Source organism: Fictibacillus sp. 7GRE50, assembly GCF_015903875.1.
Classification (GTDB): Bacteria; Bacillota; Bacilli; order Bacillales; family Fictibacillaceae; genus Fictibacillus; species Fictibacillus phosphorivorans.
On record NZ_JACZDW010000001.1, the window covers coordinates 854,399 to 868,659 of the forward strand.

Below are 14,261 nucleotides of genomic sequence, written 5' to 3' on the forward strand. Positions count from 1 at the left end.
TTGCTTTTAAGCTTAGTTTATAGGAACAGATAGCTCTGGTATACGACCAGGCTGATCTGCACCAGGATTTTCTGAGTGTTCAAAAGGCACTACAACATATTTCTCCGATTCCAGATCGATCGCGCTAAATCTGTTATACGATTCTTCCGGTGTAACAGAAACCATGTCAGGCAAGATTTCCGTTCCAGATTCACTTACAATTTTAAACGCGATGTGGTTCTCTTCGCCTGGCCAGTCGTAATACAGCACGGTGGAAATGGGAGTAACGATCATTTTTTCGAGTTTTATGGAGCGTCCGTTCTCGAGTTGTATATCTTGGTCAAGCGTGATCGTTTTGCTATCCGCTGCTAACTTTTCAGTTGGGACTTCAATATCAAATACCCACGGCTGATTCATCTTCAATTCTAGATCTAAGCGATCGTATTCAATATGAAACTGGATCTTCTCTCCCATCAGTATCTCTTTTAATTGAACTTCGTTGTAAACCGTAAACATGGAATTGTTTAGTTCAATCGACTGCCCGCCAGTACTTGACGTTAAGTCTTTTCCATTCATCTTCACTTTAGGCATAGGGTGCATCTTATGATGAAAGTCGATTCCGTCTGCTGGTTCATAAGTCGAACTTATAAGTAATCGTCCGCCATCAATCATCACTTCGTTCAGCGTCAACTTCCCCTTCTCGTTTTCAGCGGTTTGTCCGATCGCTGTTTTATAGGAAGAAAAATCAAGATTCTCGTTTTGATTCAAATACTTTTCGATCGTCTCGCCTACAAACGGCATATTTGCTATAGAGACGATTCCAGTACTCAGTGATATTCCTGTTGCTAGGAGCATGGCCGCTGCTACACTCACATATTTCCTACCCTTTGACGCTATTTGTTTTTTGACTTTCTTTCGTACACGCTTCTCCCATTGCTTTTTTTCAAAATGAGAAAGGTCTTGCTCTTCGTATTGTTCCAATTCCATATCGAGTTCATTTAATTTTTGATAGATTGTCATATCCCCACTCCTCATGCTTCGTTATTTTGAAACAAAAAGCCTTTTAGTTTTTTACGCCCTCTGGATAGCTTGTTATACACCCAAGACTCTCGCTCGTTTAATTCATGAGCGATCTCACTTGACGTGTTTCCTTCTAAATAGTACTTTTGAAAAATTTTCCGTTCATTTGGAGGCAATTGTTGAAGCAACTCTTGAACAAGGCTCTCTTCTTGTGGCTTTTGCGTTGGTAGGATGGAATCATGAAATTCCCCTACTGAGAACTGCTGTTTTTGAAGAGAAATCTGTTTCCTCTGATAATCAATGGCTTTATATTTCGCAACAGCAGCAATCCATTGTTTGAACGTATTTTTCGTAGGATCAAAGGAATGAATATTGTCCCATACCGATAGCAACACATCGTCTAAGCATTCTTCATAATCTTGTTGCTGATTGTTCACATGACGCTTGATGATCGCTGTAAGTAATCCACCGTACTGTTGGATCATAAAAGAAATGGCATTTTCATTCTTATTTATTAGTTGTTGTACAACATTGTTTTCTGTAACTTTCAATCGTACACCCCTCCTGCTGGTTATTGGTACCTATTATGTAATACGAAGTGAATGCTGGAATTCTATCACTTGTGAAAAATTTATCTATTATCTGTTAAGAAAGAAATCTTTTGGAAGTAACACTACGCTATAAATCATACCTTTATTTCTTAAGAAGTTGACTATAAAAGTATAACGACTCAAATCTAGTGAATCGTTTCGATTTTTCATTGACTCTCAAAATGAAAGCGCTTATAATTTTTATTAACAGGTTTATCGAAACGTTTCGATTGCATTAGACCATACACAATAAACGATATTCAGGAGGTTTTCTTTATGCTTAAGCAAAACGTGCAACATTTAATTCAAGACATGACACTCGAAGAAAAGATCGCGCAGTTGGTTCAGTTGGCTACGCCTTTCTTTAAAGGTTCATCTGATCAAGGCTTCATCACGGGTCCTATGCAGGAGATGGGGATTACGGATGACGTGATCCGCAATACAGGATCTGTTCTTGGTGGATCGGGAGCTCGTGAAACGCGCAACATTCAAGACGCACATTTAAAAGAAAACCGTCATGGCATTCCTTTATTGATGATGGCTGATATCGTACATGGCTTTAAGACCATCTTTCCGGTACCTCTTGCGATCGGTTGCTCATGGGATATAGACCTAGCTGAAAAAAGCGCTGAGATCGCAGCAAAAGAAGCATCTGTTTCTGGTGTTCACGTAACGTTCGCACCAATGGTCGACCTCGTTCGTGACCCGCGCTGGGGTCGTGTGATGGAATCAACGGGTGAGGATGGTTTCCTGAACAGTGAGTTCGCTCGTGCGTTCGTTCGTGGTTTTCAAGGAACAGATCTCACGAACGACAAAGACCGTGTTGCAGCTTGCGTGAAGCACTTTGCGGCATACGGTGCTCCTGAAGGCGGACGCGATTACAATACGGTAAACATGTCTGAGCGTCAGCTTCGTGAGTCTTATCTGCCGGCTTATAAAGCGGCGCTTGATGAAGGCTGTGAGATGGTGATGACAGCGTTCAATACAGTTGACGGTATTCCGGCAACGGCGAACAAGAAGCTGATGCGTGACCTTCTTCGTGATGAGTGGGGCTTCGACGGCGTAATCATTTCGGACTGGGGTGCTGTAAAGGAGCAACTTCCGCACGGTGTGGCTGAAGACGAAGCAGAAGCAGCATATAAAGCACTGACAGCTGGTGTTGACATCGAGATGATGACAACGTGTTACGTCGACCATGTGAAGGAGCTTGTGGAAAGCGGCAAGTTATCGGAATCTCTCGTTGATGAATCGGTAGAACGTATCTTAACGCTGAAGCAGAAGCTCGGACTTTTTGAAGATCCGTACCGTGGTGCTGATGAGAAGCGTGCGGAAGAAGTGATTCTGTGCGACGAGCACCGTGATGTAGCACGTGACCTTGCTGCGAAATCTTGTGTCCTTTTAAAAAATGAAGGCGGCGTTCTTCCCCTTCAACCAACACAAAAAATTGCACTAGTCGGCCCGTTCGCTACAAATGGCGATCTGATGGGACCTTGGTCTTGGCAAGGTGCTTATGATGATGTGGTAAAAGTGGATGCAGGTATGTTGGGTAAACTGGCTGATCCTTCACTTTTGACGGTTGCGGATGGTTGTGAGGTTGAGTCTGTAACAGCTGATCAATTGGAAAAAGCGGTTCGTGTTGCGAGTGATGCGGACGTGATCGTACTCGCACTTGGAGAAGCATCATTCATGAGTGGTGAAGCGGGATGTCGGGCTGACATTCGTCTACCTGAGCCTCAGCTTCAACTGATTCAAGAAATGAAAAAGTTAGGTAAGCCGATTGTGACGGTACTCTTTAACGGTCGCCCGCTTGATTTACATGGTGTAGCAGATCAAGTGGATGCTGTATTAGAAGCGTGGTACCCAGGTACTGAAGCGGGTGCTGCGATTGCTGATCTTTTATTCGGAGACGTGAATCCATCTGGTCGTTTATCGATGTCGTTCCCATATTCAGTTGGTCAGGTGCCGGTTTATTACAACCACTTCAACACAGGTCGTCCACAGCCGACTCCAGAAAATAAAGAGCGCTATCTGTCTCATTATCTGGACATTCCGAACGAACCTCTATTCCCGTTTGGTTTCGGATTGAGCTATACAGAGTTCAAGTATGACGATGTGAAGTTGTCGAGTGATGTGTTGACGGAGAATGAGTCGATTACAGCTTCTGTAACCGTTACGAATACAGGTGATGTGACTGGTGAAGAGCTAGTTCAATTGTATATCCGTGATATTGCAGGTGATGTTGTTCGTCCGGTGAAAGAGCTAAAAGGTTATAAAAAGATTGTTCTTGAGCCTGGAGCATCTGAAGAAGTAACGTTTGAGATCACAGAAGAAATGCTTCGCTATCACCACGAGAACCTTGAGTTCAAGAGTGATGCTGGTAAGTTTGAGGCGTTTGTCGGGAAAAACAGCCATGATGTGGTGAGTGTTCCGTTTAGGTTGGTAAAGTAATATATGTATAGGAAGGACTGCTCTGGGATTGAGCAGTCCTTTTTTTGTGTGTTTTACGGTACGTGTTTTTATATTGATTACACGTTCGCGCAGACGTGGGCTCTTTTCGCTCAATTGACCCTTCGTTTCGCTCAGTAAACCTTTGTTTTCGCTCAAACAACAATGCGTTTCGCTCCAACGGCCTTCCTTTTCGCTCGAGCGACCAAAGACTGACTTCTAACATAAAGAAAAGACCGCTCACAAAGAGCAGTCTCCCTTACTATCCCACCAAAACACGCAACGCATCATCCACTTTCGCATGTTTCTTGCTGCGAACGAGCGTTAATTCCTCATTTTCTTCAATCACATAATCAGCACTCGGTAAAATCTTCGTTCCACGTTCAAACGCGATCACATCTTCCACCTGCGTTAAGCGGAAATCGATATAGTCTGCACTCACACCGGTAATTTCTGCTGTCGCATAAGCAATTTTCACACGTCCAACTGATAGATTCACAGGCAGCATCACACCGTCTTTGCTCTGCAACAACAGCTTTCTTCCGCCTAACAATGCTACCCCATCTTCATAAACATTGAATTCTTTATCAAATCCGTCTAGGTTCAACAGATGAAGGAAACGCTCACCTTCTGCATCAGCAGTCGATGTCATAAAGATGCCGTGGTGTGGGCAATCATGCGTGAGTTTCACATGACTTCCTAATCGTTCAAGCGCTGTTTTAAAGAAAGGCAGATCACAGCGATAGAAGCTCGCGATCACGATCGCGCGTCCATTCCCCACTTCAGACTCAAAGCCACACACATCATCAGATCCGTACACTCTGAAAATTGGAGTTACATTCGGTCCAACTTCAAAACGCTGCACGAAGCCTGAACGAATCTCGGGTTGAGCTGAAGCCCAGTTGTCTCCATAGATAGAAAGGTAGTTTCCGTGACCATCACGACTAATCCCTTTATACGTCACACCAAGTGCTTCCGCTAACAATGTACAGTCCTTCCCTTCCATATCAAAAAGAGGAACCTCACCGTACAGAAGAATTTTTCCGCTCATGTTCAAATAGTTTACGAGCTTCTCCTGTATCGCACTATCCATGTAACGAGCAGACGGTAACGCTAGGACAGGTGTTTTCGTCACATCGAGGAGTTTGTTCTGAACATCGACCGCTGTAAAACGATAACCGTTCAGCAGCATCGCACGACACATGATCTCCCAAGCGCCCGCACCGCGGTTCGCCTCAATGTTTGATAGAATCTCACGCATCACTTCACTCTTCGGATAACGATATTCCGTCATGTAATAGTCCGGAATGAACGCGAATGATACTTCATCTCGTTCTTCGTTCATACGCGCGAGCTTATCACTCACCGCCATCACACTTTGGTTCACGCGAGACATGCGCGGAAACGTGTAATTGTAGTCGCCTTCTGGACCGATTGGCGCCGCGAAACCATGGCGCTCACCTGTTGAGGCGATGCGATCGTTTCCATCGTCAACAAGCGTGTCAAGTCTCGCATTTTTCCCGCCCGCAAACAGATAATAGTTGATGAGTCTGTTTCCTTGAGCAAGACACATTCTAAACTTAAAATCTGCCGCTGATGGATCGTAGCGCTCGCCTAGTGTCTCACCAAAGTTTCCGTCACCACAGTTGAACTCCACAGAGGTTAACGGCTGATCTTCATTATGCACAGCTTCCATCAGACCGTTGATGATGTAGAGGTCTTGGAACGTTTTCATATCAAGATCGCCAAAGTAAATATCAGAACCAGAGATATATCCAGGTCCTTGGTTATACGTTTCATACAGCTGACTGATCCCAATCGGGTACGTGAATCCACGTCCTCCACCTGTTCCGTGGATGTTGACCACGAAAGGAATGTCCCTCACTCCAAACTCTTCTGCGTACTCTCTTAAAATCGCGATGTATTTAGCGAATCGGTAGCGCATGTAATAACCAAGATCTTTTAACAGTTGGGCCGCATACTCTTCTTTAGGAGAGCGGAATGCAGTGTTTCGCTCAGCACTTTCTTCTAACGTAAACGGATAGCGATTAGACACGTTATCACCGTATCGTTCGCTCAACCAATTTGAGAAATCGTTCAGCACGTTGTCTGTTAAGTCCGGCGTGTTGCTCACCCAAGAAAGCATGCCGATCTCGTTATCAAGCTGAAACGCGATGATTTTTCCGCCGTTCGGATAGATGCGCGGCGTAACAATCTCCATTACTTTTTCATAATACTTACGAACCTCTTGTAAGAATCCTGGTGCGAGATAATCGACTGTCGGTGTTGTGGGTTCGCTCTCGTCCCAACCAACCGGAATGATCTCAGGATGCTTTTCATACACCCAATATGGCAGTCCTTCGTTTTTCATCTCGGCCATGATGAACGGCCCGGGACGAACGAAGAAATAAAAGCCGTTTTCTGTACAAAGGTCTATGAAACCGGCAAGGTCTGTTTCAGGACGCGTTTTACCCGTAAAATCAAACTGCCCTTCTACCGGCTCATGCCAAAGCCATGGCACATAAGTGGCCACGGCGTTACAACCTGTTTCTTTTAGTTTATCTAAACGGTCTTGCCAGTCGCTTTTATCAAGGCGGTAATAATGAATCTCTCCGCACGTGATCAGAACGGGCATTCCGTCGATGATGATCTGTTTGTTCTTGATCTCAATCATTTAACAGGACTTCCTTCTGTCTTTTTCCAACCTAATAGGTCAGCGCCTTGTTTCACATACTTATTTTTCATGAACAGATCCCACACGAGACCAGATTGATAGTTTTCGATCATAAGAAGCGTGATTCCCTTATCAATACCGATTACATGGTCTGAATACCAAGCTGGCGTGACATCCAAATTATAAGAATCTTGGAAACCATACTCACCCCAAAGCTGTGGGTGCTCTTCGTAAAAGTACTTCATCGCTGCGATCGACTCTTCTGGTGTGAAAACGATTGATCCCGCTGCTCCCGTTGGTGCGACCGTACCCTCAAGTTCAGGCTCACACCCTTCATAATAAGGAGGAGCACCTGGGACACGGTAGCCGGTCGGACTCGCACAAGCCGTTAAGCCCCAAGCATTCTCGTGATACGTCTTGAACTCACTCGATTTTTCTTTACAAAACGCACGGTTCGCAAGAGATGCTTTTACCGAATTTTCGTACCAGTTGATTCCGTCTCCGTCGACGATATTTCTAAAATCAATGAACGCATGCGAATATTGGTGAACGAACATCGCGTTTCCTGGCGCATGGATGTACTCGTAATCTTTGTACGTCCCTTTTCTGCGCTCAAAACCTTCGTAAATTTTTGCAGGAACTGGATGTGTTGGAGATGCGACACCAAGCACATACGTCATCATCTGCTCCGCGTACATATCCCAATGGTGGAAGCCGCCCGTTTCCGGGTTGTAGCCCATGTAGAACTGGTTGACCGGCTCATCATAATACACGTTCCAGTCGATGCGAGCGTAGATTTTCTCGAACAGCTCTGCGATTTCTCCGCCAAAGTATTCAGCAGAAGTTACGGCACCACATAGGAAGATTCCCGTATCAATGATCGACGCACAGTCGTACCACTCTTCGTTTTTCTTCGCTGTCTGCATATTTAAGAAGTGGTAAAAGAAGCCGCTCGCGTGTTCCACGTTGTTCAGGAACGTTTCAAGCGTCCCTTTTATACGTTCGTAACCTTCTTCTTTCGTGATCCAGCCGCGCTCGATTCCGATGATGATCGCGGTTAATCCAAAACCGTTTGATGCGATACTTGCTACTTTTTTATTCGCTGACTGATCCAGGATCAACCCGTATCCCGGGCTGTTTTTGTCCGTGTTTGCTTCGTTCCAAAAGAAATCAAAGCATCCTTTTGCTTCAAGGTCCAATAGTTTCTGTGTATCCATCGTTATTCCCCTCTCTTTTTGTGGGTTTTTAAGCCATTTAAAGTGAAGATCGTTTCATTCCGCTCCAGGTGCTTCGCTTTCCGCGGGGCGACCGGTGAGCCCCTTGCCGCTTTGCGCCTTTAAGGGTCTCCCCTGACCGCTCGTCCCGCAGGAGTCTCACACCTTCTGCTACATTCCACTGTTTCTATGAAGAATCTCACAAAAGAATGAAAACCCAAGTCACTTTTACTCCCCAGTAATCCCCGAACGATCCACACCTTCAACAAACCAGCGCTGCGTGATAAAGTACACGATCAATAGCGGTAGAATCGACAGGACCGTTCCTGCCATCTTGATTCCTTCGTTCAACTGGTTGCCCCCCGACACTCCCATCTCAGCTGGGAACATCTGCTGATATGTCGCAACGAACTTCTGCAGCTGCAGGGGTAATGTCGTTAACGCATCACCAAAATAGATCGCAGCCAGATACGTTTCGTTCCAATACCAAACGAACGAGAACAAAAATGAGATGATGATCGCAGGCAATGCCATCGGTAAGGCGATCGTGAAAAAGATTCGAAAATGCCCTGCTCCGTCAAGCTGAGCTGCTTCTTCCAAAGCTTTTGGCACGGCTCTAAAAAACTGATAAAAGATCAGGATGAAGATTGCACTGTTTAATCCTTGTCCGAAGGTTGCCGGAAGCAAGAACGCACTCAAACTGCCGAGGATGTTCAGCTCATTAAAGAAGATGTATCTTGGGATGAGCGTCACTTGCGGCGGGATGATAAACGTTGCGAGCACTAGAACGAACATGATCTTTTTACCGCGAAAATCAAAACGAGCGAGTCCGTATCCGACAACTGCTGCTACAGCAGTTTGTGCCAATGCAGGAAGAACGGTCACATACAACGTTTCCATCAATGTTGAGAAGAAGTTCAGAACTTTGTTCGCCTGCTCATAGTTTCCGGTATAAAATTGTGTTGGAATCCAGTTCACGAGCGGGTTCAACAAATCATCCAAACTTTTAAAGCTGTACACACCCATGTAGAGAAGCGGATACAGGTACACGAATCCGATTCCGACCAAGAGTCCGTAGATCAAGAGCTTGTAAAGAAGACCATCTGTCCCCTGCATGCCCAAAAACATGCGTTTCGTTTTTAAGTAATACTTGTTCACTTGCTGTGTTTTGGTTTGCACATTGATCACATCCTCTTAGGTGTATTTTTTCTTTCTTTTTACCGTCATCACACCAACCGCGATCGCAAGTGCAGCGGCGATGATCAGGAAGTAGATCCAAGATAGTGCTGATGCATAGCCATAGCCTGTGTCTACTTTAAACATGTTTTTCTGGATATGTTCAATAATCGGATTGAGCGAGAAGACCGAATACGTTACGATCGTGTAAATCAAGTTAACGATGATCATCGGCGTAAGGCTTGGCAGAGTGATTTTCCAAAAGAACTCCCAGTTGCTCGCACCGTCGATCTTCGCCGCTTCAAAGATCTGCTTGTCCATCTTTTGAAGAGCAGCAAGGAAAATCAGGATCTGTACGCCTGAATACCACAGGATCACAATCAAGTTTTTAATTAAATAAAGTAGAATTCCGTTAAAGAAACCATCCGGGTTATCATTTAACGCTTGGTAAATCGCGTACTGTTCAATAGAAGGAATCGTCGTGATTCCTTGATCGATCAGCTCTTTGATAACCGGTCCGCTTGCGATGATTACGGGCAGAAAGAAAATCGTGCGGAACAGTCCGCGGAACTTGATCTTCTGGTTTAACAATAGAGCGATGATCAACGAAAAGACGATGATGATCGGAACGGAGATGACCATCTCTTCTAGATATTTTAGGACGCGGTCAACGAACGTTCCATCGACCGAAAACGCATATTCATAATTTCCAAAGCTTACAAAGTTTGTTTTGATGCCATCTGTCGTAATCTTCACTTCCTGAAAGCTTAAAAAGAGTGAGTATAAAAGCGGAAACGCCGTAAAGACGAGAAAGCCGATGATCCATGGTGAAACAAACAGCAATCCTGTTAGATTTCTGTTATTGCCTAGTCGTTTCATCGCTTTCTCCCCCTTCTGTTACTGCAAAATCCTTAGGTTTCACTTCAATACCGTTACTTTTATAAGTCGCATTCGTGTAGTTGACGACGATCACTTTTCCGTTGGAGTATTCTACCTCAACAACACCAGTATGAGGCACATTGCGGCTGACGATCTCTTCGCCTTCTACCTCACCAAGACTTTTCTTAATGTTTTCGTACTGATACAAAATCTTGTCTCTCCAGATCGAGTATTCCGATGTATAAACGTCACTCGATGCTGTTTTCGCAAGAAGATGTGACGCTTCCTTCGTTAAAAGAAACGACGGGTATGCTCCGTACTCAATCATGCGCAACATCTGATCTTCCGAATCTGACTGAAAGTTCGAGAACGGCGCGTAATATGGCATATAGCCTTTTAGCACGATCTGCAAAAACGGCACCGTATCTGTTTCAAACACGTAGTTCGACGCGTTCATCGGAATGTCGAGATAGCGATCCGTTTGATTCCATAGATACGTGTTCGGCTCGTAGAGAGCAACATTTCCTACTTCTTTGTTCAAAGTCCCAAACAGCTTTTGATACGTTTTGATCGTCTGGTTTCGCTCGCTCGATTTCTTTCCGCTAAAGTCAGAGAACAACGTATACCCGCTCGTATCGATTGCCACGTTTGAAATGTCTAGCTCTTTAAAATCCTTTGCATCCTCTTTTGCGATCGCAAGTGATTTTCCTGGCGATAGATAATATAGTGTCTTCTTATCTTCACTGTGTGAGATCGTCTCGGCACTGATCTTCTTCGCTACGTCTTTGCTGCCAGAATAACCGGAAGCTCCGTCGTACGCTTTTGTATAATCACTATAAAAATAAAGCGGAATGTTATCCTTTTTAAGACTGTCGATCGTGTCCTTTACGTCATCACTGTTTCCGAGCTCACTTTCAAACGGAAACTTCTGAGGCAGTGTTCCGGTTAAGCCGCCTTCTGACCAGCCTTTATAAACGACGAACAGATCATCGACGTCTTTTTTGAGCTCAGACGTCATACTCGGAATGTCTGTAACCTTCGTCATCGGCAGAACCGAATCCCACAACAGACCTTCCTTCACTTCGCCACCTAAAAACTCGAGTCTGACGCCGGTTTTGTCGTCTTGTTTTTCTAACTGTTTTGTATCAGAAAGATGGTTTTGATACGCTTTGGCCATCCCTACATAATCAGCATCATCTTCTTGTAAGAACATGTATCTCAGCTTCACGCCGAACGGGTTCTTTGTTTTTTGATATACGTTCAGACCCTTCATGTTCTTACTCGTCGGCTGATAATATTCTTTTCTAAAATGAAATTCAGAAGAGATCCAGTTAAAGTCGGTCGAAACGCCTGACGGATACGCTAAAATGTCACCATGACTATAGCCTTCTTCAATCACAGCAAGAAATCCGTTCTGCTTCACACCATGAACCGTTCCGAATACCGGCATCTTGATCTGCTCGACTGGTGTTACTTTTTCATCTTCTTCCTTCTTCACTTTCGTTTTTAAAAAGGCTTCATCATCACCGTAAATGGATCCCGTAAACGGTGCATCGGCTTTTGTTCCGTTCTTTTCATAACGAATCAATGCACCAGATCCGTCTGGGATGAACATGTAGCCGTTGATGTCGCTCTTGTTCACCGCACCTAAAAACGGATAAACGCGCATCGAGATGAGCTTCGTGTACTTGTTTTCCCTAATCTCATTCTCAGGAATTGAAACAACAAGATCGTTTTCTTGAAGTTCGACGTTCACTTCAAACTCTAATTTTGACTGATTCATGTAAAGAGAGGCGGTGAATCCTTTATCGTTCGTCTTCACACGAGGCTTAGAATCGTTCGTCGTGATGCTCTCGGTTTTCACCTTTCCGCGACGATCCATATAATCAACGGTGATCGCAGATTGAGCCATCTGTTCCCACGTTTTGTTCAGTCGATACTGATCTGGATTATCCAGTCCTGAGTTCCAAACGTACTTCGTTTTCTTGTTCTCGATCTTGATAGCGAGCGTTTCTTCGTTCACATAAAGAGCAAGATTTTCGTTCTCGGCTGCTTTTTCAAAGCCTTGAAACGAATTTTTCTGTTTGATCGGAGCATCATCTGCTTTTTCAGGCTTCGTAAACGATGAAGACGTATACTTCATCACGTTTTGACTCTTTTCTGTTGGTACGGGAGGCTGCTCCGTACTTTTTTTATCATCTTGCGCGGCGAATACAGAGATCGGTACGAGCAAGGTAAGAAGCGCGATACTTATCTTTTTATACACGAAGAACAGCCTCCTTTATGATGGAATAAACAAAATCGTACACTTGATCGATCAACACGAACACGATGAACACAACAAGAAGCATGATCACCATACCGAACAGCGTGACGAAGATGTTTCGGATCGTGTCTGAGAATGTGTAGTTGTGGATCTCTTTCAGCATGATGAAAAGAATGATCAGACACCATGCGTAGATGATGCGGATTGAGAAAACATAAACAAACGCTTCATTATAAGTCAGCACGTTCGACAGAAGGGTCAGAATTGGGCTGAACACGAGAAACGGAGCGAGCGAGTAGATCGTTCCGATATAGATATCCTTAAATCTTCCTTCACCGTCGTTGATCGTACTAACGAGATAGTTCACGACAATAAACAACGCGAGTGGTACGAGTAGTAAGAGAAGCTCGCCGACTAAGTTCGCATCGCTGCTCACCGTTTTATAGATAAACCCGGTATAGAAGCGGCTGTAAATATACTCGACGATTAAGATTACATACAGAATCGTCGCTGATAGAATCGACGCGTATTGTTTTCTTTTCAGATAATAAAAACTGTCGATCGGATGACGGAAGAACTTGAACAGGAAGAGCAGTTCTCCTATCAATCTTTGTTTCTTAATCGCACCGATTCTTCTGCGCGGCTGATCCAGAATGCCTTTCTTTTTGTCGATCACTTTAACGATATAGTACAAAATGACAAAGAATATTAACGCGAACAACACCGTTTCCAGGTTCTCTTGCATCCACGCGTGACGAACTTCCCAGAACGAGTCGGAATAACCGTACACGTCGTTTGCAAACTCGTATTCTTCTAACGCCTTATCATAGTCTTGTTGTTTGTAATAAGCAGAACCCATGGCAGAATGTGCGAGACCGAACGAAGAGTTCATCTTCAGCACTTCTTCCCAATACTTCTGACTCTCTACATAACGACCTTCTTTAAAAAGCGCGATTCCTTCATGCACTTGTTTGGAAAAAGCAGTAGATTCAAAGACTTGGATCATGCCACGTTCTTTATCGGTCACGTACAGTCTGCCATCAGGATCGATCGTGATGCCTGTCGGCTGTTTGAACAACCCAAGACGGTTCGTTCCGTCGTCTTTTCCACCAAAGATGAACAGTAAATTTCCAAAGCTGTCATATTCATAGATCTCGCCGGTGCTTGATACGACGAACATGTTACCGTCATGATCGACCGCGATATCTTGTAATGATTTCTCATCAGAGATATCCGGAAACAACATGTTCTTTCCAGCAACGTTCAGCTTTTTGATGACTTCGTTCGACGTTCCTTCTGTCACAGAATAGACGAGACCTTGATCATCAAGCGCGATGTTATCTGGTGCTGGAGGTGTTTTCATGAACATATTTGCTTTTTTACTCTCTGATGTGAGAAGCTTCTGCAAAAACGTTCCAAACGATCCTTCTGTGCTGTTTACACCATAATAGCCAAGAAATCCGCCATCTTTACTAAGCTGGATGATTCCGTTCGTTGACCCTTCACTGATCACGTAGATGCTGCCGCGACGGTCGACCGCTACTTTTTGTGGCTTAAAAGAAGAGCTTTTACCGAAAAGCGGCGAATCCGGTTTTCCGTATTCCTCTTCTACCTTGCCGTCTTTTGAAAAGCGGAATATCTTCTCTTCTTCATAATCGGCTACAAAGATTCTTTCCGTTTCGTCCACATAGACGCCAGTTGGTGATTTTAGAACACCTTTTCCGATCTCGCGTACAAATTTCCCGTTTCTGTCAGCGACGAGAATTCTTTTGGCACCAGAATCCGCGATATAAAGGTTTCCTTTTGAATCAGAGAAAATATCTTCCGGGTTTGTAATTTCAACGTCCGGCAGTAAGGTGCCGACCGGTGTGTATGCAGTCTGTGTTTCGATCGTCTGACCGTCTGCTGATAACGTTTCTGTCTGATAAGGGACAGAAGCAGAAGCGATAGATGAGATCGGAACGAGCAGGAATACCAATAATGCTACAAATTGGGCAATGCGCTTCATTTCTCCCCCC

At 44.5% G+C, this 14,261-nt stretch carries 9 protein-coding genes; 1 reads left to right on the forward strand and 8 read right to left on the reverse strand.

The window, feature by feature from the left end; all coding sequences use genetic code 11:
* Window positions 1-12 precede the first annotated feature (12 nt).
* Window positions 13-999 (reverse strand): DUF4179 domain-containing protein, encoded by a 987-nt coding sequence (locus IHV12_RS04255; RefSeq protein ID WP_197189946.1) that lies wholly within the window; start codon window positions 997-999, stop codon window positions 13-15.
* A gap of 11 nt (window positions 1,000-1,010) precedes the next feature.
* Entirely contained in the window at window positions 1,011-1,550 is a 540-nt protein-coding gene (locus IHV12_RS04260) for a sigma-70 family RNA polymerase sigma factor (RefSeq protein ID WP_197189947.1), read from the reverse strand.
* Window positions 1,551-1,865: 315 nt separating this feature from the next.
* Between IHV12_RS04260 and bglX the strand changes: the two genes are divergently transcribed.
* Window positions 1,866-4,037 (forward strand): beta-glucosidase BglX, encoded by a 2,172-nt coding sequence (gene bglX / locus IHV12_RS04265; protein ID WP_197189948.1) that lies wholly within the window; start codon window positions 1,866-1,868, stop codon window positions 4,035-4,037.
* Window positions 4,038-4,296: 259 nt separating this feature from the next.
* On the opposite strand, the gene IHV12_RS04270 is transcribed toward bglX, so the two are convergent.
* The 6 genes from IHV12_RS04270 to IHV12_RS04295 form a co-directional block, all read right to left on the reverse strand.
* A complete protein-coding gene (locus tag IHV12_RS04270; protein WP_197189949.1) occupies window positions 4,297-6,708 on the reverse strand; it encodes a beta-galactosidase in 2,412 nt (803 codons plus the stop codon).
* The gene (locus IHV12_RS04275; RefSeq protein WP_197189950.1) at window positions 6,705-7,925 is read right to left on the reverse strand and encodes a glucoamylase family protein; all 1,221 of its coding nucleotides are present in this window, start codon (window positions 7,923-7,925) and stop codon (window positions 6,705-6,707) included. Before IHV12_RS04275 ends, IHV12_RS04270 begins: the two co-directional genes overlap by 4 nt.
* Before the next feature lie 225 nt (window positions 7,926-8,150).
* Window positions 8,151-9,101 carry a carbohydrate ABC transporter permease gene (locus IHV12_RS04280; protein ID WP_312035304.1) on the reverse strand — a complete coding sequence of 317 codons (951 nt, stop codon included), beginning with the start codon at window positions 9,099-9,101 and terminating at the stop codon, window positions 8,151-8,153.
* A gap of 15 nt (window positions 9,102-9,116) precedes the next feature.
* Window positions 9,117-9,977, reverse strand: coding sequence for a carbohydrate ABC transporter permease (locus tag IHV12_RS04285; RefSeq protein ID WP_066398199.1), 861 nt, complete (start codon window positions 9,975-9,977; stop codon window positions 9,117-9,119).
* Window positions 9,958-12,243: a DUF5696 domain-containing protein gene (locus tag IHV12_RS04290; protein ID WP_197189951.1), complete on the reverse strand. Its 2,286-nt coding sequence runs from the start codon at window positions 12,241-12,243 to the stop codon at window positions 9,958-9,960. The genes IHV12_RS04285 and IHV12_RS04290 overlap by 20 nt, the downstream gene beginning before the upstream one ends.
* Complete coding sequence (locus tag IHV12_RS04295; RefSeq protein ID WP_197189952.1) at window positions 12,236-14,251, reverse strand: YIP1 family protein; 2,016 nt, start codon at window positions 14,249-14,251, stop codon at window positions 12,236-12,238. Before IHV12_RS04295 ends, IHV12_RS04290 begins: the two co-directional genes overlap by 8 nt.
* Window positions 14,252-14,261: the final 10 nt, after the last annotated feature.

What these genes read in the sequence shown, in the direction of transcription:
- IHV12_RS04255 (WP_197189946.1), bottom strand. Translation starts at nt 999, where the DNA reads ATGACAATCTATCAAAAATTAAATGAACTCGATATGGAATTGGAACAA.
- bglX (WP_197189948.1), top strand. Translation starts at nt 1,866, where the DNA reads ATGCTTAAGCAAAACGTGCAACATTTAATTCAAGACATGACACTCGAA.
- IHV12_RS04270 (WP_197189949.1), bottom strand. Translation starts at nt 6,708, where the DNA reads ATGATTGAGATCAAGAACAAACAGATCATCATCGACGGAATGCCCGTT.
- IHV12_RS04275 (WP_197189950.1), bottom strand. Translation starts at nt 7,925, where the DNA reads ATGGATACACAGAAACTATTGGACCTTGAAGCAAAAGGATGCTTTGAT.
- IHV12_RS04285 (WP_066398199.1), bottom strand. Translation starts at nt 9,977, where the DNA reads ATGAAACGACTAGGCAATAACAGAAATCTAACAGGATTGCTGTTTGTT.
- IHV12_RS04295 (WP_197189952.1), bottom strand. Translation starts at nt 14,251, where the DNA reads ATGAAGCGCATTGCCCAATTTGTAGCATTATTGGTATTCCTGCTCGTT.